The organism is Kordia algicida OT-1, assembly GCF_000154725.1.
GTDB lineage: Bacteria > Bacteroidota > Bacteroidia > Flavobacteriales > Flavobacteriaceae > Kordia > Kordia algicida.
Genome location: NZ_DS544873.1, coordinates 4,596,912 through 4,620,564, shown reverse-complemented (window position 1 = coordinate 4,620,564; position 23,653 = coordinate 4,596,912). Strand labels below are relative to the sequence as shown.

Genomic DNA, 23,653 nt, shown 5'->3' with positions numbered 1-23,653 from the left:
CCTTATGAAAAATTCAATAAAAATATTAATAACAAGTCTTATATGTTTCTTATCTTTTCAGTTAAATGCTCAAGATGGCTACACATATACATTAATGCACAACGGAGGATACAGCTTTACAATACAAGCTGTTCCCAACCCGAGCGCTAATAACTTTGCGACTGCGGTACAAAGTTACGGATTTACAGTCATCGTTCCAGATGGCGTAACTATTACAACAAATTCATCACTAGGAAATGGTTCAAGTGCAACATTTTTTGATGGAAATAATGTTGGGATGTCAAGCATTGATGGATATCTAATTACAGAAACCTTAGGAAGTCCTGTAAACTTACCAGCTCCTTCTGCAGGAACAAATTCTAATATGTATACATTTACAGTAGATGGTAGTCCTACATCAGGCTCTATATATATATTAGAAAATAATTCTGCATTAGCAAATACGATAACACCTTTAAAATCATTCATGCAAGCTGATATGGTTGATGATGGAATGGCACAATACACAAATGTTGTTGACCCAAATGCAGCAGCTGTAACTGCGCCATCTTCGTTCAACTTAGCTACATTAGCTGTAGAGGAAGATAACATACTATCTGGATTATCATTATATCCAAATCCAGCAAGTGACATTGTAAAAATTCAATTACCGCAAGCTGTAAATGAGATAAAAATTGAAGTATATGATAACGCAGGGAAACAAATTGCCATGCAATTATCACCAGATAACACAATAGATGTAAGTAACATTGCGTCAGGTTTATACCTGATAACAATTTCATCTGATGATATAAAAACTACTAAAAAGCTTATTGTAGAGTAATAAGCTTCTATTTTTTGTTTCACGAACCTCTTGAGTTAATCGCTCAGGAGGTTTTTTTATGAATAATACTAAATTATACATGATAATATCTATTTTGAAAAAACATTAATAGACCTTTTTTCGCAATTGAAATAACTAAAGGATACAACTAATCAATGAGAACAAAATATTCTTCCCTTAATAAAGCTTCCGCTAGATGTGACTCGTTTTCAATAAATACTGACAGCAGATATAAAACGTAGAAATCATACCTTATTTTTCATTAGTTTACATCAGAAGCGAAAATGGGAGTATTCTAACTGGGCATAGCTCCAATCAACTTCAATAAAATCTGTAACTAAATACTAATTCTAGTTAATGTATTAAAAAAATAAAAATTATAGACATAATCACTCTTTAGTTCCGATCAAACCAACAATCATAATATTACTAACTCTTAAAATTCATCTAGACACAAAAAAATATTTATATGCTCTAAAATTACAAACTTTAGATTTTAGTTTCTAGGTTGATTAACCATTAAGTTTTAGTTTTTATATATAAAAAAACCCTTATCATAACTATATGATAAGGGTTTTAAAAAAAGGCGGCGACATACTCTCCCACATTTCTGCAGTACCATCTGCGCTAATGGGCTTAACTTCTCTGTTCGGAATGGTAAGAGGTGAGCCCCATTGCTATAACCACCTTAAGCTTTTAATTCCCAACTTGATTGGGAACCTAATAGTATTGAGATTTGAGTAATTAACATTGAGTGTATTAGATTTCTAAATAATCTAACATCTCACTACTATCTAATAAGATAACATATTGAGATAAATAAGAGTTTTTTTGAGTGTTATATAAATAATAAGAAGCCGTACATAAGCCTACGGGTAATTAGTACTACTCGGCTATGACATTACTGCCTTTACACCTATAGCCTATCAACGTGGTCATCTCCCACGACCCTTTAAAGAAATCTCATCTTGTGGTGGGTTTCGCGCTTATATGCTTTCAGCGCTTATCCCTTCCCAACGTAGCTACTCTGCAATGCTCCTGGCGGAACAACAGATACACCAGAGGTTAGTCCAACTCGGTCCTCTCGTACTAGAGTCAGATCCACGCAAATTTCTAACGCCCACAGCAGATAGAGACCGAACTGTCTCACGACGTTCTGAACCCAGCTCGCGTGCCACTTTAATGGGCGAACAGCCCAACCCTTGGGACCTTCTCCAGCCCCAGGATGTGACGAGCCGACATCGAGGTGCCAAACCCCCCCGTCGATGTGAGCTCTTGGGGGAGATCAGCCTGTTATCCCCGGAGTACCTTTTATCCTTTGAGCGATGGCCCTTCCATGCGGAACCACCGGATCACTATGCTCTACTTTCGTACCTGATCGACCTGTATGTCTCTCAGTCAAGCTCCCTTATGCCATTGCACTCTACGCACGGTTACCAAGCGTGCTGAGGGAACCTTTAGAAGCCTCCGTTACTCTTTTGGAGGCGACCACCCCAGTCAAACTACCCACCACGCACTGTTCCTCGTTAGAGGTTAGGCTTCAGATAAGCAAAGGGTGGTATTTCAACAACGACTCCACAACGCCTAGCGACGCCATTTCATAGTCTCCCACCTATCCTACACATTACTTATCCAAAGTCAATACGAAGCTATAGTAAAGGTTCACGGGGTCTTTTCGTCCCGCTGCGGGTAATCGGCATCTTCACCGATACTACAATTTCACCGAGCTCATGGCTGAGACAGTGTCCAGATCGTTGCACCATTCGTGCAGGTCGGAACTTACCCGACAAGGAATTTCGCTACCTTAGGACCGTTATAGTTACGGCCGCCGTTTACTGGGGCTTCAATTCAGATCGTCGCCGAAGCTAAACCCTCCTCTTAACCTTCCAGCACCGGGCAGGTGTCAGGCCTTATACATCATCTTTCGATTTAGCAAAGCCCTATGTTTTTGATAAACAGTCGCCTGGACCTTTTCACTGCGGCCCATCCGAAGATGGGCGACCTTTCTCCCGAAGTTACAGGTCGATTTTGCCTAGTTCCTTAGCCATGAATCTCTCGAGCACCTTAGAATTCTCATCCCAACTACCTGTGTCGGTTTACGGTACGGGCTGCTTCACTCGGTTTTCTTGGAAGTCGATTTGCTAGATTATCAGCGCGGCCGTAGCCTTACTGTACTATCGAGGTGTTACCACTCTCTTCAACGCACTATTCCGTCAGTGCGCACTAACTTTTCGCCTCCGTCACTTTTAACGTGAGCAGGTAGCAGAATATTAACTGCTTGTCCATCCACTACCCCTTTCGGGTTCGCGTTAGGTCCCGACTAACCCTCAGCTGATTAGCATAGCTGAGGAAACCTTAGTCTTTCGGTGTGCGGGTTTCTCGCCCGCATTATCGTTACTTATGCCTACATTTTCTTTTCTATCCGCTCCAGCAGTCCTCACAGACCACATTCTGCGCAAATAGAATGCTCCCCTACCACTCCTTTGGAGTCCATAGCTTCGGTAATATACTTATGCCCGATTATTATCCATGCTCGACCGCTCGACTAGTGAGCTGTTACGCACTCTTTAAATGAATGGCTGCTTCCAAGCCAACATCCTAGCTGTCTAGGCAGTCAAACCTCGTTTATTCAACTTAGTATATATTTGGGGACCTTAGCTGATGGTCCGGGTTCTTTCCCTCTCGGACATGGACCTTAGCACCCATGCCCTCACTGCATTAAACCATTTTATAGCATTCGGAGTTTGTCAGGAATTGGTAGGCGGTGAAGCCCCCGCATCCAATCAGTAGCTCTACCTCTATAAAACTATTAATACGCTGCACCTAAATGCATTTCGGGGAGTACGAGCTATTTCCGAGTTTGATTGGCCTTTCACCCCTACCCACAGGTCATCCGAAGACTTTTCAACGTCAACCGGTTCGGTCCTCCACTATGTGTTACCACAGCTTCAACCTGCCCATGGGTAGATCACACGGTTTCGCGTCTACCACTACTAACTATAGCGCCCTATTCAGACTCGCTTTCGCTACGGCTCCACACCTGAAGTGTTTAACCTCGCTAGCAACGGTAACTCGTAGGCTCATTATGCAAAAGGCACGCCGTCACTGATAAATCAGCTCCGACCGCTTGTAAGCGTATGGTTTCAGGGTCTATTTCACTCCCTTATTCAGGGTTCTTTTCACCTTTCCCTCACGGTACTAGTTCACTATCGGTCTCTCAGGAGTATTTAGCCTTAGCGGATGGTCCCGCCGAATTCACACAGGGTTACACGTGCCCCGCGCTACTCAGGATACCACTATCTATTATTAATCTTACTTATACGGGACTATCACCCTATATCGTTCCTCTTTCCAAAGGATTCTAATTCAATTAACATAAAATATCGTGGTCCTACAACCCCAATATTGCCGTAACAACATTGGTTTGGGCTATTCCGCGTTCGCTCGCCACTACTAGCGGAATCACTTTTGTTTTCTTCTCCTCCGGGTACTTAGATGTTTCAGTTCTCCGGGTTTGCTTCCTTTCGGATGACATATCTTCAATATGCCGGGTTGCCCCATTCGGATATCTGCGGATCATAGTGTATGTGCCACTAACCACAGCTTTTCGCAGCTTATCACGTCCTTCTTCGCCTCTGAGAGCCTAGGCATTCCCCATACGCCCTTACTTAGCTTATTGTACTTTTTGCTCTTTATTATTTTTGTTCTCTCGATGATTACTTTTAAAATTAATCTCGTTTCTCTTTTTATCTCAATATGTCAATGAACTTTATAATATCCAACTTGATTGGATATCTCATGAAAATTTTTAAAAACCTTCAATGAGATTCCCATTTTCATGGGAACTTGGTGGAGAATATCGGAGTCGAACCGATGACCTCCTGCGTGCAAGGCAGGCGCTCTAGCCAGCTGAGCTAATCCCCCATTCTTTAGTGATGAGTTATTAGTAATGAGTCTTGAGTAAAACTCCTAACAAACCCAACTTCTAAAATTTCCTATTTAATACATATTTTTAATTAACCATTCAAAACTCATAATTCTGAATCCTAAACTCTTAACTAAAATTAGTAGTCTCAGGCAGACTCGAACTGCCGACCTCTACATTATCAGTGTAGCGCTCTAACCAGCTGAGCTATGAGACTCTACTTGTATTTTGTTCAATTTCTTAATTAACAGCTAAGCAAAAACAATCTATCGATCATTTTCAAATTATTCATCGTCGCTCTAGAAAGGAGGTGTTCCAGCCGCACCTTCCGGTACGGCTACCTTGTTACGACTTAGCCCCAGTTACTAGTTTTACCCTAGGCAGCTCCTTACGGTCACCGACTTCAGGTACCCCCAGCTTCCATGGCTTGACGGGCGGTGTGTACAAGGCCCGGGAACGTATTCACCGGATCATGGCTGATATCCGATTACTAGCGATTCCAGCTTCACGGAGTCGAGTTGCAGACTCCGATCCGAACTGAGATAGGTTTTGTAGATTCGCTCCTACTTGCGTAGTGGCTGCTCGCTGTACCTACCATTGTAGCACGTGTGTAGCCCAGGACGTAAGGGCCGTGATGATTTGACGTCATCCCCACCTTCCTCACGGTTTGCACCGGCAGTCTTGTTAGAGTCCCCACCTTTACATGCTGGTAACTAACAACAGGGGTTGCGCTCGTTATAGGACTTAACCTGACACCTCACGGCACGAGCTGACGACAACCATGCAGCACCTTGTAGTATGTCCGAAGAAAAAGGCGTCTCTGCCCCTGTCATACTACATTTAAGCCCTGGTAAGGTTCCTCGCGTATCATCGAATTAAACCACATGCTCCACCGCTTGTGCGGGCCCCCGTCAATTCCTTTGAGTTTCAATCTTGCGATCGTACTCCCCAGGTGGGTTACTTATCACTTTCGCTTAGCCACTCAGACCGAAATCCAAACAGCTAGTAACCATCGTTTACGGCGTGGACTACCAGGGTATCTAATCCTGTTCGCTCCCCACGCTTTCGTCCCTCAGCGTCAGTATATAATTAGTGATCTGCCTTCGCAATCGGTATTCTATGTAATATCTATGCATTTCACCGCTACACTACATATTCTAACCACTTCATTATAACTCAAGTTATTCAGTATCAAAGGCAATTTTACAGTTGAGCTGCAAACTTTCACCTCTGACTTAAACAACCGCCTGCGGACCCTTTAAACCCAATGATTCCGGATAACGCTTGGATCCTCCGTATTACCGCGGCTGCTGGCACGGAGTTAGCCGATCCTTATTCGTAGAGTACCGTCAAATGAATACACGTATTCACGTTTCTTCCTCTATAAAAGAAGTTTACAACCCATAGGGCAGTCTTCCTTCACGCGGCATGGCTGGATCAGAGTTGCCTCCATTGTCCAATATTCCTCACTGCTGCCTCCCGTAGGAGTCTGGTCCGTGTCTCAGTACCAGTGTGGGGGATCCCCCTCTCAGGGCCCCTATCTATCGCTGTCTTGGTAAGCCGTTACCTTACCAACTAACTAATAGAACGCATGACCATCTAATACCGATAAATCTTTAACTATTGAATCATGCAATCCAACAGTACCATGGGGTATTAATCCAAATTTCTCTGGGCTATCCCCTGTATTAGGTAGGTTTCATACGCGTTACGCACCCGTGCGCCGGTCGTCATCTGGCGCAAGCACCAATGTTACCCCTCGACTTGCATGTGTTAAGCCTGCCGCTAGCGTTCATCCTGAGCCAGGATCAAACTCTTCATCGTTGTTTCTTTATAATATAATTTCTTTCAACTCCGAACAATTCTATTACTCTCAAAAGATGTCTTTGCTTATGTTTTTTATCATTATATTGTCTCCAATATAATTGCTGCTAATCAATATGTCAATGAACTATTTATTTCTATTTCTTAAACTTCCTTTCGAAAGCGGGTGCAAATATAAAACCCTTTTTTAATTCTACAAAACTTTTTTTGAGATTTTTTTTGAAGCTCTATCGCAAACTTCTTGCCTCCCAAAATAAAGAATTTATCTCTTAGAACTTAACTAAAAACATTCCCGTTTTTAGCGGATGCAAACATACAACCCTTTTTCCTTTCTAACAAAATCTTTTTAAACCTTTTTTGAAAGTTTTTTTAATCAAAAATTAATCTAGCCTTGTAATGAACTTCACTAACACAAACCATGTCTGTTTTAGCGGATGCAAATATAGAAACCTTTTCTTTACCACCTAGACTTTTTAAAAGTTTTTTTTGCCTTTGTTTTTAGTGCCTTTGTAAGTGCTTATTTGCTAGGGAGTTTGGGGTTGGATTTTTTTTGTTGTGGGTTGTGGGTTGGTTCTTATTATTGTAATGGTCGTTTTGATGTGGCTTAACGATTGAGACTTTGTTGGAGCTCCTCACTTCGACTTCTCACTTCGACTCCGCTCAGTGGACGTACTTTTTGTTTGGTAAGTATTTTTGAGTGTTATATAGTAGGGAGAGCGACTGGCGAAAGCGTGACCGCTTTTTCTTTTTCTTAAAAAAAAGAAATAGTGGGAAGCTCTTACTTCGACTCCTCACTTCGGCTTCGCTCAGTGAGCTAGCTTTGAGTTTTATTGATAATCTTTTTGGGATTTGCTCAGTGAACTGTTTTGAGAGTTAGATTTTATGAGAAGAAGTTCCAAACAACTCCAAAGCGAACTAGGAAATCGCGATACGGCTGGTTTGGCGCAGAGAAAAAGTTGTATCCTGTGAATGACGAATTGAGATGTTCTAACTTGAAATAGATTCGCGTGCGACGAACTTTAGCATTGATAAAGACATCGAAACGCGGAAATCCTCCTATTTTTTGCTGATTTTGACTGTAAAATTCTCCTAAAAGCGGACTGTATGCATTTCCAAAGTATTCTGTAAAGTAACTGAATGTAACTCCCGTTTGAATGAATAGTGCTTTTTTGAACCATTTGTCCGTATAGTAAAGCGTGTTTCTCGTAACTAATTCTGGAACATTGAATACGTCTCCAGATTGCGTTACTTTTTGATACATTACTGTATTGTTGAGCGCAAATTTTCCATAACGAAATTCTTTTCCAACTTTTACTTTTAGATAGGTAATTGCATCTTCATTTTGCTGTGGAGAGACTTGCGCATCAGCAGTTAATCCTGAAAAGTAGGTGTAGTTATCTAAGGAAGTGAAACTCACATCTGCATTTAGCCATTTTTTTGATTTTAGACTGAAGTTCAGACTTTGTGTGCGTTCATTTTCAAAATCACTACGCCAATTGTAGTCTATGTAATCACTTTGATTTACTAGAAAGTTAAAGTTTGGTGCTTTGGAATTGATAACAATAGAAGCACCCAGATTTATATCATCGTTGAGATCATAGTTTGCGCGTCCTTTGAAATAGTTTCCACCAAGTTCTCCAGATACATTTGCTAGCAAGTCTGCTCTCAGATCGATTCCTGCAATTGTATGTCTCCATTCGCCTCCAACCGCAACAACGTCTCCTTCTATTTTGTTAGGAACTACATTTGATCCTATGTATAGTATTTTGTCAAAGAAGTATTCGTATTTCGTGTGATTTGCCTTAAATTTTACATCGCCAAAAGTTTTGGTCATGTAACTTAGGCTTGCTTGATTGTATAGTTTTCGCAATTGAGATCGATCTCTAATAAAAGTTGGCACATAGCTTGTTCCAAATTGTGCATTTTCTCTGTCTTGATTGTAGATGTAATATTTTGTCTCGTAATTGAACGTATGTCCAACGCGTAAATTGTTGTCTCTTAGTGAATCTTTTCGTCTAACAATTTTATAATCATGTTCTAAGTAATATCGTTTTCCAACCAATATGTTTTCCGCATCTTGAAACGCGACAGATAAGCGTGATCGATCTAAAAATTCTTCTACACCATTTTGAAAATCTAGTACAGCTTCATCTGTAATTCCTCCGTTTTCGTTGTTTAACACATCTTGCGAATAGAAATGTGCACGCATTGCATACCGATCATTTTTGGTTCGGTAGTTTGCCGTTAAGCGGAAATTTCCTGTGCTACTTAGGATGTTTTGGTATTTTCCCAACGATCGCATTCCTTTGTATGCTATAGAAAAATTCATGCGTTTTGAAGTATTCATCGTAATGAATGCGTCTAATAATTGCCCTTGTTCCATTGCCGTTTTGAAGAATAATTCTGTTGTTGGCGTTGGCACATTAAAGTATGTTACATCTTCTACCTCATCATAATTGAAGTGTTTGGCGCGCATTCCGATACTTGGAAATGCCGAAGGTCTGTCAAAAGTATACCCTAAACTATTATACGTCTGCCCTAAATTTGAAAAAGGCATTAGTTCAAAATCGTCTTTCCTCAGATAATTGTACTTGTAATCTTTTTCAATGGTAAGCGAAGTATCTATTACCATTGTATCACGATCGTGTGTAATTATTTTATACAGATTGATGTCGTACTCTTTTCGTTTTGCTGTTTTGTCTTTTTCAGAACCATTATTTTGTCTGTCAAGCGGTTCTTCACCTTTCTGACTCATTTTCTGTTTTTTGTCTGGTACTGGCTGAAACTTTTCCTGTGCTTGTGCTACAGAAATAGTCATTATGATACATATAACGAAAAGGATGTGCTTCACTTCTTTTATTTTTTTAGCGTATTCTTTACTCCTAACCTGAACATTGTACGCTTACTAGGAACAAAAGTATACTTTTTGATCGAAATAAAAAGCTAAGATTTGTTATTGAAATCATAAATTGTTGTTTTTACTCGATAATCGAGATTTAAAATGCTCCAACGCTTGCGTCGAAATGTTTTAATGTTCTCAAATGAATGCTTCGCAGGCTTGACCCGAAGTAGCTGACTAAGAAAAGTGTTTTATATTTCTATTTTGATTTGATTGTGAGAAGGAATAGTTTTGTCGCTTAAGATTTTATGAATGTTAGCACTACAATTACTTGACGGATTGGAAGCAGGAACCGACGAAGCCGGACGCGGATGTCTTGCAGGACCTGTAACTGCTGCAGCCGTAATTTTACCCAAAGATTTTTCAAACGAGATTCTCAACGACTCCAAACAATTAAGCGAAAAGAAGCGCGAAATTTTACGCCCTGTAATTGAACTCGAAGCGTTGACTTTTGGTGTCGCACATATTTATCCTGTAGAAATTGACAAAATCAACATATTAAATGCTTCTATTTTAGGAATGCATCAAGCTATTGCGAAACTTTCTACCGTTCCTGAACATATTATTGTAGATGGAAATAAATTTAAACCCTATAAAGATATTCCTTATCAAACCATTATTAAAGGTGACGGAAAGTATCTGAATATTGCCGCAGCTTCCGTATTAGCAAAAACATATCGAGATGCGTATATGGAGAAAATTCACGAAGAATTCCCAATGTATAATTGGAAGAAAAATAAAGGATATCCAACCGTAGAACATCGTGAAGCGATTAAAAAGTACGGAACAACTAAGTATCACCGCATGTCATTCCGTTTACTTCCTGAGCAATATTCGTTGGATTTGTAACTTTACGGACAACCAGAAGTCGCATGTGGTTTTGCAGGAACTTTATTATCATCCGCCGGACAGATTAAAGCAGAAAGTGTGATAATTATTGTTGGCGTTGCTGATGCTGCAAGTCCGCCATTAACTTGCGATTGATTTAAAGCACTAATTTTTCGCTTTGAAAGTGATAAGCTTTTGATATTTTTTTTCATAAGACGTGTTTTTGTGTTTTATATGTATATGGGTTTCTGCGGAAGATTCATTACCCATATTTTCAAAAAAATGTACCTTTAAATCCTTAAACTCTTTATTATGTGGGAAGAACGATTGAAAATTTTTGATGCTATCGTGGCAAAATGTCCGCGCTTTGAACGAAAAGGTAAAAGTATGATTTACACATCGGCAAACGGACATATGTTTGGATTACTCAATAAAGCAGGCGAAATTGGTTTTCGATATTCGAAAGAAGTTCAAGAGAACTATATAAAAGAATTTAATTCAGATTATTACAAATCGTACGGCGCAGTGATGAAAGGATATGTATTGATTCCTTCAAACATGTTGACAGATTTGGACAAACTCGCCGAATATTTAAACGAAAGTTACGATTACGTCATGTCGCTTCCGCCGAAATAATAAGCAAACTCACCCAAAAGACTACTTTACTCATTCACTGTTTCATAATCGATAGCTCAATGCTACATTCGTAGTAAATATGACGATTATGAAAAAACAAACAATCACATTATTGTATTGCTTATTGCTGAGTTTGTACAATTTTGCACAACAACATACACACCAAACCTTTGAAGAAAAAGCCTTTGAAAAAGCATTGTATTTTACTTTTGAAGGAAATACACATATTGCACTACATCATTTTAAACAGTTTGCCATTGATTATCCGAATTCGGAACTCATACCAAAAGTTACTTTTAATACTGCCGTAATTTTACATGATTTAAATCGCACTGAAGAAGCCATTCCGTTGTTTCGAAAAGTATTGTATACAGAATACGATTATGAAACGATCAATGAAGCTGAAAACGAAGAATTACAGAAAGAATATATTGTTTGCAAAAATAAAAGCGCGATGCATTTGGCGGAAATTTATTTGGACAAGCGCGATTTTGACAAAGCTGCCACCTATATTTATTTATTCGATCAAAAGCATAAATTCCAGCATTTTTGCGGCGACGGACATGTTTCTCACGATATATATACCGCAAAAATGTACGCGCGTTTGTACGCCGGACAACAAAAACATGACAAAGCTATTGCAGAACTGATTCCGTTTATGTTTTCTAACGCTTCCGCAGATGATACACAGTTCATTAACTTACTCGATCAATTATTGACCACCAATTATACTAACTTAGAATTACACGCTTTCGCAAAAACGACGCTGAATTCCATCAAAATTAAAAAAGAAGAAATCATTGTTTATTTTTTAAACAAACGCATTAAGTTGGCTAAAAAAGACATTGACACTAAGGATTACATCGCATTCCTAGAAAAAAATCCGCTACTAAAAAAGTATCTATCCCAAGATGTAACACGAGTCTAAAACGTTGTTAATGTGTTAATTTGAAAATTTGAAAATGCGTCAATTAGTTGCAAACTACACGCAAATTTGTCTTAGAAACAACCTTGAATCATTGAATTTTAAATCTTTGAATTGAGCGAAGCGATTCTAATTAATGTGGCAATTTGAAAATTTGAAAATGTATCAATTAGTTTCAAATAACACTCAAATTCATCCTTGAAACGACCTTGAATCATTAAATTTTTGAATGTTTCAATTGAGCAAAGCGAAGATAAACTTAAAGCTAATCCAAAAATTAAGTTCCTTAGTTCAAAACGGAGTTTCTGTTTGCCAACAACTCACAATGGTTATTACTTGTTAATAAGAACTGTAATTCTATTGCCTTAACAATAATTTACACTCCCGTAAGTTTTATATTTTTGTAAACGTATTACAAAAAGGGCAACAACATCGTAAGATGTTTTAAATAGACATTACATGAAAAGAATTCTCATTCTTCTTCTTACCATATTGAGTATTGGCTGTACAACAGAAACTCCTAAAGAATATTCATTGCTAAAATATGCGCCGCAGAACGCTGCCGTAATTTTACAAATTCAGGATTTTGAAAGTTTTCAAAGCGAACTGAAAAACAATCAACTGTTGCAATCGTTCAAAAAACCGAAGTTTAAGCAAGATTTTAATGCGTTTGTAGATTATTTACAATACATAAAACCGAACTCAAAATCGCTACTTTGCTTTAATGAACTCGGAAAAAATAGTTTTGAATATACGTTTATTACCAAAACACATCCTGATTTAATTGTGTTGGATACTTTACAAAAGGCTTCCGCCGAAAATATCACTTATGAAGGAAATACCATTATTAAAACCACACTTGGCGATCGTGTGAATTATACCTTTTTGGCAGACAGTATTTTTGTAAATTCTTCTTCTAAATTATTGATTGAAAACTGCATTCGTTCCTATAAAAAAGTAGAAATTCCAGCTTCGCTCAAAAAAGTATATGCTACAATTGATGAAAGCAAGTCCGCAACTTTATTAGCAACACCAAAACATCTTTCTCCGCTATTAAAACATATTTTCCCAAATGCAGATACCAAATTTGTAGAAACTTTTGGCGAACAAATGGCGCTTGATGTTTCTGTATTACAGGATGAAATTTCTTTTACAGGAATTATTACGGCAAACGATTCGTTGTCGCACAGTTTGAGTTCGTTGAAAAACACAGCTCCGCGAGAACATAAAATGGCAAATATAATTCCACGTCATTTTCAGTATTTTACTTCTATCACCTTTGATGAATATCAAAAGTTTCATCCTGAGACAACTAATGATACTTTTGATGCGTTGGAAGAAGTGTGTACATTTTCGTTTAACGGGCAACGATTTACAGCGCTGCGATTTGTCTCTCCCAATAATGAAGTCGCAAAACAATTGGCAACAAATACAAAATTAAGTACCGTACGAAATATCGATATTTATAAAAATGAAGACGCTGCTTTGTTTCAAAATCATTTTACACCTTTTATTAAAAATTTTGAAAATGACACATTCGTAATTTTAGACGAATATATTGTTTTTGCTGAAACACAAGCAATTCGAAGTCTTGCCATTTTGATTGGAAATTATAAAGACAAACAAACACTTTCGCATCAAAAGAATTACCAACAAGCAATGCAAAATTTGAGTGATGAATCGTCATTGTTGACTTTTGTTAATACGGATACTTTTAAAAGAGAATTCGCAGAAAGCACAAAAAAAGCGTATCAGAAAGAAATTTTAAGTATCAATTTAGATGATTATCCGTATGTTGCGTTGCAATTTACCAACGAAAAAGGCAGTAATTATGCACATGTAAACGGAATGTTGAAGCGAAATACAGCAAAACCGACCGAAAATACCGTTTCACAATTATTGAATGTTGTGTTGGACAATCCTGCTGCGACCGATCCGCAATTTGTCAAAAATCATATTACCAAACGCAGAGAAATTGTCGTTCAGGACGAACAAAACGCACTGTATTTAATTTCTACAAAAGGCAAAATTCTTTGGAAAAAACCGTTAGATGGAAAGATTTTAGGGAAAATTTCACAAGTAGATTTGTATAAAAACGGACGTTTGCAATTGGCAGTAACGACGCCAACATCTTTTTATATTTTTGATCGAAAAGGTAATGAAGTAAAACCGTATCCAACCAAAGCGAAATCAGCTTACACACAACCTGTCGCTATTTTTGATTATGACAAATCGAAAAACTATCGTTTTGTATTTACAGAAGGAAATAAAGTGACAATGCGCGATAAGAAAGGAAAAGTAGTTACTGGATTTAAGTTTTCAGGTGCTGAAAATAAATTCATCAATCCGCCACAACATTTTAGAGTGAAAACGAAAGATTATATTGTGTTGCAAGAAAGCAATGGAAAATTACACATTCTGTCACGAACAGGAACACCAAGAATTACAGTAAAAGAAAATATTCAGTTTTCAGACAATACTGTTTATATTCACAACAATCTATTTACGACTTCAGATCGAAATAGAAATTTGATTCAAGTAGATAGCAAAGGGCAAATTCAGAAAACGAAACTTCCTGTAGAAGAAAATCACGATGTCACAATGACGACAAGAACGTTGGTGAGTTTCTTTGAGAATAAATTACGCATCAAAGACAAAACCGTAGAATTGGACTTCGGTTCGTACAGCAAACCAAAAATCTTCTTGATTAAAAATAAAATTTATGTTGCTATTACCGACAAAGATGCGCAAAAAGTGTATTTGTTTGACAGTAACGCTAAATCAATTCCTGGTTTTCCTGCATTTGGAACTTCCGCAATGGATTTAGAAAATTTTGACAAAGACCAAAAACTAGAGTTTGTTACCAAAGGAGAAAATAATACGATTTTGGTGTATAAGTTGAATTAGTTGCTGTTTTTTGTGGATTCGTTTCTTCGTGACTTCAAAGTGCACTTATTACTGTACTAATGCTTAACACCAAATACCCGATTCAAAATGTCATTACGAACGCAGTGAAGTAATCTGCTTCTTTTTAAACTGTTTCATACTTTGAAACTAATTTAAAATTCAACATTTTAACTTTGTTGTTTGTTGTTCGTTATTCGTTGTTCGTTATTCGTTATTCGTTACAATTGTATCTTAAAATCAAAATGATCTCAGAAACAACCTTGAATTATTGAATTTTTAAATCATTGAATTGATGAGCAAAGCGAATCTAATCAATCTCCAATCTCATCAATTTCATGGAAAACAACCATTTTTTTTCGATGGTTTGCAATTCTCTTTTTTGTGATAAATGTTTCTATAACACCAACTACTGAAAGCAAAATAGCAAATACTAATAAGAAAGCTGAAATCCTATCGAAAGTTGTAACTGAAAACGTTCTTTGCGAAATTACCAAAAGAAAAATACCACTGATAAATATAAAATAGAGATATCCAATAATTGAAAAAATCCATAGTTTCACAGGAAGTTCTTCATTCCTTTTCAACATTGCTGCATCATCAAAATATTTCAGTGTTTTTAAATGATAGGATATTGCCACAAGACAAAATACGATGCCGAGTCCGAAGAATCCAAAAGTGAAAAAGATGGATGCAAAATCTGAATTTTTTATCAGAACTTTAAAAATTCCAACTAAAAAAGCGAGTAATATCAATCCAAGAACAATGAGCAATGTTTTTTTTAATGTCTGCATGTGCGTTTGTAAATTTTAATTTCCGATAAAATCAATTTCTTCTACCGTTTCTTGTTTTAAGCGATGCTTTTTAAGCTGTTTATTCAATATAAAAATTTCTAACATACTAAGCGCGCCAAATAGAAATATTGAAAACATCATCAGTAATGACATAATGCTTTCATCGCTTCCGTCTAACATACTCAGAAAATATCCTAAAAACGAAAGAAAACCAATGCTTGAAAAGTAAAAACCGGAAAGAATTGCGCCAATCCACAACGAAATAGCGACTTTGTAAAGTTTCTTCTGTGATGTATGATTATTGTAAAATCGGAAACTTTTAATGTGATACACCATAGCCATCAATCCTAGAGAAAAACCAAGTCCAATCGTAATTGCTATAAGTCTATCTTCCTGTGTAATGACATTATTGCTGAGAAGGTCTGCAAATCCTAAAGCCATGACAATTAAGAAGACTGCCAAAATGATAATGAGTATAATTTTTAATGCGCGCATGTATTTTTGTAAATTTTAGCTTCCGATGTTTTCAATTTCTTCTTGTGTTTCTACTTCCTGACGAACAGTTTTGATTCGTTTTGTAAGCAACATCATTTCCAAAAATCCCACTACAGAAAAAACGAATACTGTCATGATAATAAAGATATCTTTAGTATCAAAAACAGAACGATATTGAAAGTATAAAATATAATCATAAGCTGCGAGTCCGAAAAGGAATATTAACAAGCAATTAAAAACAATAGCACTTCCCATTAACAACTTTGAAAATTTTCTATGAATAGTTTTATAAGCTGTTTTTTTATAAAAATGATAACTTTTAAAATGATAGATGAGATTTAAGGCTGAAAAAACAAAAATTGCGATCAAATACAGTAAAGCGATGACTGGAGGATTTGAACTTTTTTCTACAATAAATACTAATCCTGAAAAATAGCTAATGACTCCAAAGCTTATAATTCCGATAAGAGTTGCAATTATTTTAAAAAAACGCATATGCTAAAATAGTTTATAGTGTTGAATTACCAATGTCACTAATTTCATCTTTTGAATCATGTTCTATTTTTAGTCTTTTGATTCGCTTCCGCAGAATGGACACTTCTAGAAAACCTAAAAACGCTAAGGAAATTAAAAAACACATTATCAAAATATCGCCACTCTCGTAATTGTTTGACAAATATTTGTCTGCATTATTATATAATGAAAGTCCCACAAGAAACAACATATAAGCGGAAAAGCAAAGTGTTCCAATCCATAGAATTTTAGACAAGTCTTTATGCAGATTTTGTTTTGCTGCACGCCTGTAAAAACGAAAACTCTTAATGTGATATAAAATATTCAGAGTAGAAAGTACAAACACAAGTCCAATGATAATTTTTGCAAATAGCGGAAACTTTAGGAGTTTATCAAAAGAATCTTGTTCCCAAATTGCATATGACATTCCTAAAATTATCAAGGAACAAATCGCAATTAATAGTATTTTTATAAAACGCATGCAGTACTGTTTCTAATTTGTTAGGTTGCCAATGTCTCCAATTTCTTCTTCTAATGCTACTTTTTTGAGACGTTTGATGCGTTTATAAAGCTCATTAATCTCAAATATGTTTAAAAATCCAAATAAAAATACTAGAAACATGATAATCAGTATTTCGCCATCTATCGCCAAATCTTGATACGGATTGCCCACTATTTTTATAATTTCATACCCAGAAACATAAAATGCAAAAAGAGAACAGCAAATAGCGCCAATTCTTAATATAACTGACACCGAACGCCGTGATGGTTTGGTTTTGTAATACTTCAATGTTGTAAAATGATAGATTGCACAGAGGTTTGTTAATGTAATCGTTAACAGTATCATTGTGGTATCATAGAGTGGTCTGCCAAATCCATTATACAAAAAACGCAATCCGCTGTATGAAAAAATAAGCGCAATTCCTGTGATAATTACCAAAAGTGCTATTTTGAGCAGTTTCATATACTTTTTTTGAATTTAGCGCGTTGCTCCTTTAATATCTTCAATTTCTCGTTGTTGTTGGCGACGTTGCTTGTACACTTGCACAAACCTGTTGAGTTTGTACAATTCCCAAAGTGTGACCAATCCGAAAATAATAAAACAAATAGCGACAACAACACTATATATATTTACTTCCAAATTACTAGCATATATGGTTGGTAATAAAATACCAATTCCCAGAAGAAAATTAATCAAGCCAAAAGCAACATGCAAAGCCCAATATTTTTTAGAAAGTTCTTCAATGGTTTTTCCAAAAATAAACAACGGATAATACCGCAACGTTTTTACATGAAAATAAATACTAAATGCGCTTGTACAACCTAAAAAGAATAATGCCGATTCTGCACTTTCAAAGCTTCTGCTCCTAGAAAACAAAAGGTAACTCAACAAAAAAAGCAATATTGTGATGAGTACAGTAAAAATGAGCAATCCTATTTTTACAGCTTTCATCTTATGTATTGAGTTCTAATTCGGCTTCAAACAATGTTTTAAAATGACGCAACAATTTTTCTTTTACTTCTGCTTCATCAACTTTTACTTTCCCTAATTCTACATTCAAAGAAGTAACGGCTTTTCCACGAATCCCACACGGAATAATATTGTCAAAATATCCTAAATCTGCATTTACATTCAACGCAAAACCGTGCATGGTTACCCAACGACTTGCCCGAACGCCCATGGCGCAAATTTTACGTGCAAATGGTGTCCCAACATCCAACCAAACACCTGTTTCGCCTTCGCTTCTTGTAGCTTTCAAACCATATTCCGCCAAGGTTAAAATAATCATTTCTTCGAGTAATCGTAAATATTTATGGATATCGGTAAAGAAATTTTCTAAGTCCAAAATAGGATATCCTACAATTTGTCCAGGTCCGTGATAGGTAATATCGCCACCACGATTTATTTTATAAAAAGTAGCACCTTTTGCCGCAAGTTGTGTTTCATCTAACAATAAATTAGACATGTCGCCACTTTTTCCAAGCGTATATACATGTGGATGTTCTACAAATAAAAAGTGATTTGCGGTTTCCAAACCAGCATCTTCACGCCTATTTTTGATTTTAGTATCTAAAATTTCCTTGAAAAGTTCTTCCTGAAAATCCCACGTTTCCTTATAATCTCTCGTACCTAAATCTTGTACTTGTATTGTTTTGTTCAAAGCAGTTTCTTTTTACGACTACAAAAATACGGTTTTGTCATCACTTAAACTATTTATTCCTGTAACACGCACCGTGTTTTTCCCTAGTCATAATTAGTGAAATCGCTGTTTTATAGGTTTTCACTTTTAAAGATCTTTGTACTGAAACAAAAAACAGAAAAACCATGAAGAAAAAAACACTAAAATCATTGTCACTCAAAAAAAGTAATGTTGCTAACATTTCAGGAGGATTGCAAAATGGACAAGCGGATCAGGCACAAAATGCGATTAGTTTGGCATGCCCGAATCCAACCATTGTACTTACGGTACATTCTATACTTCCTTGGGATTGTAAAACGGTATCTTGCAACAGCATTTGTGAGTGGTGTAAGATGTAACATCTAAAAAATGATTAAAAAAAAGAGGCTGTCTTAAAAGTCAAAATTTCGTCAAATCGAATGCTATTCGGTTTCTCACAACAATTGAAAATCAATTTAATAAGATTCTGAATCAAGTCCAGAATGACGTTTACAATAACTTTTAAAACAGCCTCTTTGCTATTTTTGTAAGTGAGTTTTTATTTCTCCAACTTCACTTCTACATTTAATGTTTCAGGATTTTGCAGATATTCCATAAAATTCAACTCTGCAGTAAAGCTTTTTCCATCTTCGCTAATCACTGCATTTTCTAAAGAAACTGATTTTATTTTTTTCGGAAAATGATACTTTAGTGTGTAACTTGAAGCTGCAAACATCATTTTAGCTTGTCCTAAATTCTGATAAACCGAATCTAATTTTGTCTGATCTAAAATTGCCACATTACGTGAAAACACATTGTTTTTAAACGAATAATTGGTTGTGGTAACTCCATCAGAATTTAAAGATGACATCGGATTCACTCCGCCGCCAGCTGATGATTTTTTATTCTTATCCATGCTTCCAGCCGTATTCATAGCGGCAAACATATCTTGCAATTCATTCACGCTTTCAAAATCTGCATACAAATCCATTTCCATTTTCTTTTCTTTCGGATTCATTAGCATGCGCATCGTAAATGCTTCCAATCGTTTTAACTTTTCTTGTTCTTCTGCTGATAATTTTGAGATACTATCACGTTTTTCCTTAAACAATTCTTTGAAAGATATTGTAGAATCAATGACTTTTTCATCTTCTTTTGCCATTTCTTCGCCCATCATGTCCATTAATTCAGAACCATCCATCGTAAAGGAAACTTTACCTGTTCCGTCGTCATTAATGTAAATGTTTTCAGTAAACTTACAACTGGTAAAAAGCGTTACAAACGCAACTAGCAGTCCTAAATAAATTTTTTTCATGTGTTTTTAATTAAATGTTTATTTATCGTTTCGGGTTATTTACTATTACTAAAGCGGCAATGGTTCCTGGAACCCATCCGCAAAGCCACAAAATAAAGACAATTAAAATTGATCCGCAACCTTTATCTAGCACAGCTAAAGGTGGAAATATAATTGCCAATAATACTCTCCATATACTCATATTGTTTTTTAATTTGATGATTGATGATATGTATATGACTCAAAAAACGTAAAAATGTTACACAAGTCTAGTGTTCACAATCTATAAAAGCTTCAAATATTTCCAAATCAATACATTGGTATACTAATGAAATGTATTTATCTTTGCAAACTTAATTTTACAAATAAAACTATGCAATTATCAGAGCAAGAAATCGTTCGTAGAGAAAAACTTTCAAAGTTACGCGAACTCGGCATTAACCCGTATCCAGCAAATCTTTATCCTGTAAATCACACTTCGAAACAGGTAAAGGAAACGTTTGCAGAAGGAAAACAGGTGATAATTGCAGGTAGATTGATGTCTCGCCGTATTCAAGGATCAGCCTCATTTGCCGAATTACAAGATGCCGACGGAAAAATTCAAGTGTATTTTAACAGAGACGAAATTTGTCCTGGAGAAGATAAATCACATTATAATAATGTGTACAAAAAATTACTTGATATTGGAGATTTTATCGGAATTGAAGGCGAATTATTCACAACAAAAGTTGGTGAAAAAACAGTAATGGTAAAGAATTTTACCTTATTAAGTAAAGCTCTAAAACCGTTGCCACTTCCTAAAGAAAAAGATGGTGTTGTTTATGACAAGTTTGATGATCCTGAGCAACGTTACCGCCAGCGTTATGCTGATTTAGTCGTAAATCCAGAAGTAAAAGAAGTGTTTGTAAAACGCACAAAGTTATTCAACGCGATGCGAAACTTTTTTAATGACGCAGGTTATTTTGAAGTAGAAACACCAATTTTACAACCCATTCCTGGTGGCGCAGCAGCACGTCCGTTTGTAACACATCACAACTCGTTGAACATTCCGTTGTATATGCGAATTGCCAATGAATTGTATTTAAAAAGATTGATTGTTGGTGGATTTGATGGTGTGTATGAATTTTCTAAAAACTTCCGTAATGAAGGAATGGATCGTACGCACAATCCAGAATTTACTGCGATGGAAATTTATGTCGCTTATAAAGATTACAATTGGATGATGGAATTCACAGAAAGTTTATTAGAACACTGTGCAATTGCCGTAAACGGAACGACAGAAGCTACTTTTGGCGAACATAAAATTGATTTTAAAGCGCCGTACAAACGTGTGACCATGACACAATCCATTATTGATTTTACAGGTTTTGATATTACTGGAAAATCTGAAGAAGAACTTCGTGAAGCTGCTAAAAGCATGGGAATTGAAGTGGATGAAACCATGGGGAAAGGAAAATTGATTGATGAAATTTTCGGTGAAAAATGTGAAGGAAATTATATTGAACCAACGTTCATTACCGATTATCCAAAAGAAATGAGTCCGTTGTGTAAAGAACACCGCGAAAACCCTGAATTGACAGAACGTTTTGAATTGATGGTTTGTGGAAAAGAAATCGCAAATGCCTATTCGGAGTTGAATGATCCAATCGATCAGCGCGAACGTTTTGAAGCACAATTGAAACTTTCTGAAAAAGGAGACGACGAAGCAATGTTTATCGACAATGATTTTATTCGCGCGCTAGAATATGGAATGCCTCCAACATCTGGTTTAGGAATTGGAATGGATCGTTTGATTATGTATTTAACCAATAATGCATCTATACAAGAAGTATTGTTCTTCCCACAAATGAAGCCAGAACGCAAGCAAATTCCGTTAACAGATGAAGCCAAAGCAGTGTTGGACATTTTAAAGAAAGCGGAACGAATTGCTTTAGGAGATTTAAAAGTACAATCAGGATTGTCTAATAAAAAATGGGACAAGTCTATTAAAGAATTGACAAAAAATAGCTTGGCGAAAGTAGAGAAAAATGATGACGGACTTTTTGTTGAGATGGTCTAGTACACTTCGACTCCGCTCAGTGTACATTAATATATAGTATCAAAGGAACTGCAAATTGTAGTTCCTTTTTTTGTACTTTTAAAACCGAAAAAACAAATAAGCGTGAAACGTTCCCGACGTTCTGAATATGATAAAAAACGAGATCGTTCGAAAAAAGATTCGAAACGAAAGTTTACCTTTAGTAATAAATCTGAACATAAAAAGTCAGATGCAACTCCTGTTTCCAATTCGCCTGTAAAATCGAACACGAATTCAGAAACAACTTCAGATTCGGCTTCAAGTTCAAATTCAAGTTCAAATTCAAGTTCAGGTTCAACTTCAAGTTCAGGTTCAACTTCAAACTCTAACAAATTCGAACGTTTACAACGATTTGAAATTGATGAACGTCAGGAGAAAAAATATCCACCAACTTACATTCCACCAAAACAGAAATCTGGTTGTGCAAACGGCTTTAAAATTCCAGCATATATTGTAATTGCCATTATCGTGGTGAGACTACTTTTAAGGTTTATCAATTATCAATCTTCTAACAATACGAGTTCCTCAAAAATGGAAGATTTTTTAAGAGATAAGAGATACACCACTGAGAAAAAAAGGAAAAAGCGCGATAAAAGAATTTCGAGCGTAAATGCTGCAAAATTGATTGTTGGAAAGAATAAACCATTGCGAGAAGTGGTACAACTGGAAAAAGATTCTATCACAGATATCATTCCGCATGTGCAAGTACGCTTGTTCCGAAGATATCACATGTATGATACTACTTCGTTTCCAACAACGCCCATGTTAGCAAAATTTTCGAAGTATTATTTTTTCTATGATGAAGTAAAAGTTATGCCAAATATGTCGCTTACAGAACAATGGATTGCGCACCGAAAACAATTCTTAAACGAAGCGAATGACGATTATTTTTATCATGAACGTACGACCAATCGAAATGTAGAAGATTTAATTGTGAAAGAAGAAAAGTTTTCTATTCTCACGGAAGGAATCGCAATTTATGGCGCTGCTACACTTGTGGAATATAAAGGCAAACGTTACTTTTTCCATTTTATCTCTAAAAATAGAATTGACGAAACACCGAATTACGCGTATACTCGAAAGTATTTGGATTATTATTTGAAGATTAGGTAGGTTTGGTTCGCTTCGCTCAATTCAAAGATTTAAAAATTAAAGGATTCAAGGTTGTTTTTGATAGTATTATTGGATTTCAAGAAACTGTAAATACTGTAGAGTGTTCTTTTTTATTTTAAATTTTAAATGTTGAATGGCGACTTATTTTTGGGTATTAATAGATTTGCTTTGCTTTTAGACTTGACTTTGCCTTTTGGAATATTGATATCTTGGTATCACTTCGCTCTTGGTATTTTGAAACAAAGAGGAATTTAGCATAAACTAGCCGATCCCGATACAAAAAATGGTATCCCATTTTCCACTCGATCAGACGTCTAGGAATTTGTAGCATAGTAGTAACGTCACTACGAGGAGTTTACGACGTGGTAGTCTGTCGCTGAATAAACACTGAGTTTTCTTAGGGAAAAGATTGCCGTAAGTTTTTTCAAAACTTTCGCAAAGACG

19 protein-coding genes, 2 tRNA genes and 3 rRNA genes are annotated in these 23,653 nt (G+C 36.3%); 8 read left to right on the top strand and 16 right to left on the bottom strand.

Features of this window, described 5'->3' with window-relative positions; translation table 11 throughout:
• The first annotated feature begins 4 nt into the window (after window positions 1–4).
• Entirely contained in the window at window positions 5–823 is an 819-nt protein-coding gene (locus tag KAOT1_RS19830; protein ID WP_238528718.1) for a T9SS type A sorting domain-containing protein, read from the top strand.
• A gap of 581 nt (window positions 824–1,404) precedes the next feature.
• Here KAOT1_RS19830 and rrf read toward each other — a convergent pair.
• The 6 genes from rrf to KAOT1_RS19800 form a co-directional block, all read right to left on the bottom strand.
• Window positions 1,405–1,514, bottom strand: a 5S ribosomal RNA gene (gene rrf, locus KAOT1_RS19825).
• Window positions 1,515–1,682: 168 nt separating this feature from the next.
• Window positions 1,683–4,502 (bottom strand): 23S ribosomal RNA (locus KAOT1_RS19820).
• A gap of 168 nt (window positions 4,503–4,670) precedes the next feature.
• Window positions 4,671–4,747, bottom strand: a tRNA-Ala gene (locus KAOT1_RS19815).
• A 144-nt stretch (window positions 4,748–4,891) separates the two neighbouring features.
• Window positions 4,892–4,965: transfer RNA gene (locus tag KAOT1_RS19810), tRNA-Ile, on the bottom strand.
• A gap of 86 nt (window positions 4,966–5,051) precedes the next feature.
• Window positions 5,052–6,572 (bottom strand): 16S ribosomal RNA (locus KAOT1_RS19805).
• The 16S, 23S and 5S rRNA genes sit together here with 2 tRNA genes alongside, the layout of an rRNA operon.
• A gap of 880 nt (window positions 6,573–7,452) precedes the next feature.
• The gene (locus tag KAOT1_RS19800) at window positions 7,453–9,390 is read right to left on the bottom strand and encodes a putative porin (protein WP_007096687.1); all 1,938 of its coding nucleotides are present in this window, start codon (window positions 9,388–9,390) and stop codon (window positions 7,453–7,455) included.
• A 333-nt stretch (window positions 9,391–9,723) separates the two neighbouring features.
• On the opposite strand from KAOT1_RS19800, the gene KAOT1_RS19795 reads away from it, so the two are divergent.
• Complete coding sequence (locus tag KAOT1_RS19795) at window positions 9,724–10,320, top strand: ribonuclease HII (RefSeq protein WP_007096686.1); 597 nt, start codon at window positions 9,724–9,726, stop codon at window positions 10,318–10,320.
• A 2-nt stretch (window positions 10,321–10,322) separates the two neighbouring features.
• Here KAOT1_RS19795 and KAOT1_RS19790 read toward each other — a convergent pair whose 3' ends face one another.
• Window positions 10,323–10,511: a hypothetical protein gene (locus KAOT1_RS19790; RefSeq protein WP_007096685.1), complete on the bottom strand. Its 189-nt coding sequence runs from the start codon at window positions 10,509–10,511 to the stop codon at window positions 10,323–10,325.
• Window positions 10,512–10,611: 100 nt separating this feature from the next.
• Here KAOT1_RS19790 and KAOT1_RS19785 point away from each other — a divergent pair, with 100 nt between their 5' ends.
• The 3 genes from KAOT1_RS19785 to KAOT1_RS19775 all read left to right on the top strand — a co-directional run bounded on the left by KAOT1_RS19785 (window position 10,612) and on the right by KAOT1_RS19775 (window position 14,767).
• Window positions 10,612–10,935, top strand: coding sequence for a hypothetical protein (locus tag KAOT1_RS19785; RefSeq protein WP_007096684.1), 324 nt, complete (start codon window positions 10,612–10,614; stop codon window positions 10,933–10,935).
• A gap of 88 nt (window positions 10,936–11,023) precedes the next feature.
• Window positions 11,024–11,863, top strand: coding sequence for a tetratricopeptide repeat protein (locus tag KAOT1_RS19780; protein ID WP_007096683.1), 840 nt, complete (start codon window positions 11,024–11,026; stop codon window positions 11,861–11,863).
• 456 nt (window positions 11,864–12,319) lie between these two features.
• Window positions 12,320–14,767 carry a hypothetical protein gene (locus tag KAOT1_RS19775; protein ID WP_007096681.1) on the top strand — a complete coding sequence of 816 codons (2,448 nt, stop codon included), beginning with the start codon at window positions 12,320–12,322 and terminating at the stop codon, window positions 14,765–14,767.
• Window positions 14,768–15,078: 311 nt separating this feature from the next.
• Here the strand turns inward: KAOT1_RS19775 and KAOT1_RS19770 are convergent, their stop codons facing one another.
• The 7 genes from KAOT1_RS19770 to lipB are packed head-to-tail and all read right to left on the bottom strand — an operon-like array spanning window position 15,079 to window position 18,728.
• Complete coding sequence (locus KAOT1_RS19770) at window positions 15,079–15,558, bottom strand: hypothetical protein (protein WP_007096680.1); 480 nt, start codon at window positions 15,556–15,558, stop codon at window positions 15,079–15,081.
• A 15-nt stretch (window positions 15,559–15,573) separates the two neighbouring features.
• On the bottom strand, window positions 15,574–16,053 hold the full coding sequence (locus KAOT1_RS19765) for a hypothetical protein (RefSeq protein WP_007096679.1): 480 nt from the start codon (window positions 16,051–16,053) through the stop codon (window positions 15,574–15,576).
• A gap of 15 nt (window positions 16,054–16,068) precedes the next feature.
• Window positions 16,069–16,548 carry a hypothetical protein gene (locus tag KAOT1_RS19760; protein ID WP_007096678.1) on the bottom strand — a complete coding sequence of 160 codons (480 nt, stop codon included), beginning with the start codon at window positions 16,546–16,548 and terminating at the stop codon, window positions 16,069–16,071.
• Between the two features lie 13 nt (window positions 16,549–16,561).
• Window positions 16,562–17,047: a hypothetical protein gene (locus tag KAOT1_RS19755; protein ID WP_007096677.1), complete on the bottom strand. Its 486-nt coding sequence runs from the start codon at window positions 17,045–17,047 to the stop codon at window positions 16,562–16,564.
• Window positions 17,048–17,059: 12 nt separating this feature from the next.
• Window positions 17,060–17,530: a hypothetical protein gene (locus tag KAOT1_RS19750; protein ID WP_007096676.1), complete on the bottom strand. Its 471-nt coding sequence runs from the start codon at window positions 17,528–17,530 to the stop codon at window positions 17,060–17,062.
• 15 nt (window positions 17,531–17,545) lie between these two features.
• The gene (locus KAOT1_RS19745; RefSeq protein ID WP_007096675.1) at window positions 17,546–18,019 is read right to left on the bottom strand and encodes a hypothetical protein; all 474 of its coding nucleotides are present in this window, start codon (window positions 18,017–18,019) and stop codon (window positions 17,546–17,548) included.
• A 1-nt stretch (window position 18,020) separates the two neighbouring features.
• Window positions 18,021–18,728, bottom strand: coding sequence for a lipoyl(octanoyl) transferase LipB (gene lipB / locus KAOT1_RS19740; RefSeq protein WP_007096674.1), 708 nt, complete (start codon window positions 18,726–18,728; stop codon window positions 18,021–18,023).
• Window positions 18,729–18,892: 164 nt separating this feature from the next.
• Between lipB and KAOT1_RS19735 the strand changes: the two genes are divergently transcribed.
• On the top strand, window positions 18,893–19,105 hold the full coding sequence (locus KAOT1_RS19735; RefSeq protein ID WP_007096673.1) for a hypothetical protein: 213 nt from the start codon (window positions 18,893–18,895) through the stop codon (window positions 19,103–19,105).
• A 179-nt stretch (window positions 19,106–19,284) separates the two neighbouring features.
• Here the strand turns inward: KAOT1_RS19735 and KAOT1_RS19730 are convergent, their stop codons facing one another.
• A complete protein-coding gene (locus tag KAOT1_RS19730) occupies window positions 19,285–20,040 on the bottom strand; it encodes a hypothetical protein (RefSeq protein ID WP_007096672.1) in 756 nt (251 codons plus the stop codon).
• A gap of 22 nt (window positions 20,041–20,062) precedes the next feature.
• Entirely contained in the window at window positions 20,063–20,221 is a 159-nt protein-coding gene (locus KAOT1_RS22450; protein ID WP_083777329.1) for a YqaE/Pmp3 family membrane protein, read from the bottom strand.
• A 171-nt stretch (window positions 20,222–20,392) separates the two neighbouring features.
• On the opposite strand from KAOT1_RS22450, the gene lysS reads away from it, so the two are divergent.
• Window positions 20,393–22,078 carry a lysine--tRNA ligase gene (gene lysS / locus KAOT1_RS19720; RefSeq protein WP_007096670.1) on the top strand — a complete coding sequence of 562 codons (1,686 nt, stop codon included), beginning with the start codon at window positions 20,393–20,395 and terminating at the stop codon, window positions 22,076–22,078.
• Window positions 22,079–22,180: 102 nt separating this feature from the next.
• Entirely contained in the window at window positions 22,181–23,209 is a 1,029-nt protein-coding gene (locus KAOT1_RS22160) for a hypothetical protein (RefSeq protein ID WP_007096669.1), read from the top strand.
• The last annotated feature ends 444 nt before the right edge of the window (window positions 23,210–23,653 follow it).

Excerpts from the sequence above, each read along its gene's own strand:
- KAOT1_RS19830 (WP_238528718.1), top strand. The coding sequence starts at position 5 with ATGAAAAATTCAATAAAAATATTAATAACAAGTCTTATATGTTTCTTA.
- KAOT1_RS19800 (WP_007096687.1), bottom strand. The coding sequence starts at position 9,390 with ATGACTATTTCTGTAGCACAAGCACAGGAAAAGTTTCAGCCAGTACCA.
- KAOT1_RS19795 (WP_007096686.1), top strand. The coding sequence starts at position 9,724 with ATGTTAGCACTACAATTACTTGACGGATTGGAAGCAGGAACCGACGAA.
- KAOT1_RS19790 (WP_007096685.1), bottom strand. The coding sequence starts at position 10,511 with ATGAAAAAAAATATCAAAAGCTTATCACTTTCAAAGCGAAAAATTAGT.
- KAOT1_RS19785 (WP_007096684.1), top strand. The coding sequence starts at position 10,612 with ATGTGGGAAGAACGATTGAAAATTTTTGATGCTATCGTGGCAAAATGT.
- KAOT1_RS19780 (WP_007096683.1), top strand. The coding sequence starts at position 11,024 with ATGAAAAAACAAACAATCACATTATTGTATTGCTTATTGCTGAGTTTG.
- KAOT1_RS19775 (WP_007096681.1), top strand. The coding sequence starts at position 12,320 with ATGAAAAGAATTCTCATTCTTCTTCTTACCATATTGAGTATTGGCTGT.
- KAOT1_RS19770 (WP_007096680.1), bottom strand. The coding sequence starts at position 15,558 with ATGCAGACATTAAAAAAAACATTGCTCATTGTTCTTGGATTGATATTA.
- KAOT1_RS19765 (WP_007096679.1), bottom strand. The coding sequence starts at position 16,053 with ATGCGCGCATTAAAAATTATACTCATTATCATTTTGGCAGTCTTCTTA.
- KAOT1_RS19760 (WP_007096678.1), bottom strand. The coding sequence starts at position 16,548 with ATGCGTTTTTTTAAAATAATTGCAACTCTTATCGGAATTATAAGCTTT.
- KAOT1_RS19755 (WP_007096677.1), bottom strand. The coding sequence starts at position 17,047 with ATGCGTTTTATAAAAATACTATTAATTGCGATTTGTTCCTTGATAATT.
- KAOT1_RS19750 (WP_007096676.1), bottom strand. The coding sequence starts at position 17,530 with ATGAAACTGCTCAAAATAGCACTTTTGGTAATTATCACAGGAATTGCG.
- KAOT1_RS19745 (WP_007096675.1), bottom strand. The coding sequence starts at position 18,019 with ATGAAAGCTGTAAAAATAGGATTGCTCATTTTTACTGTACTCATCACA.
- KAOT1_RS19735 (WP_007096673.1), top strand. The coding sequence starts at position 18,893 with ATGAAGAAAAAAACACTAAAATCATTGTCACTCAAAAAAAGTAATGTT.
- KAOT1_RS19730 (WP_007096672.1), bottom strand. The coding sequence starts at position 20,040 with ATGAAAAAAATTTATTTAGGACTGCTAGTTGCGTTTGTAACGCTTTTT.
- KAOT1_RS22450 (WP_083777329.1), bottom strand. The coding sequence starts at position 20,221 with ATGAGTATATGGAGAGTATTATTGGCAATTATATTTCCACCTTTAGCT.
- lysS (WP_007096670.1), top strand. The coding sequence starts at position 20,393 with ATGCAATTATCAGAGCAAGAAATCGTTCGTAGAGAAAAACTTTCAAAG.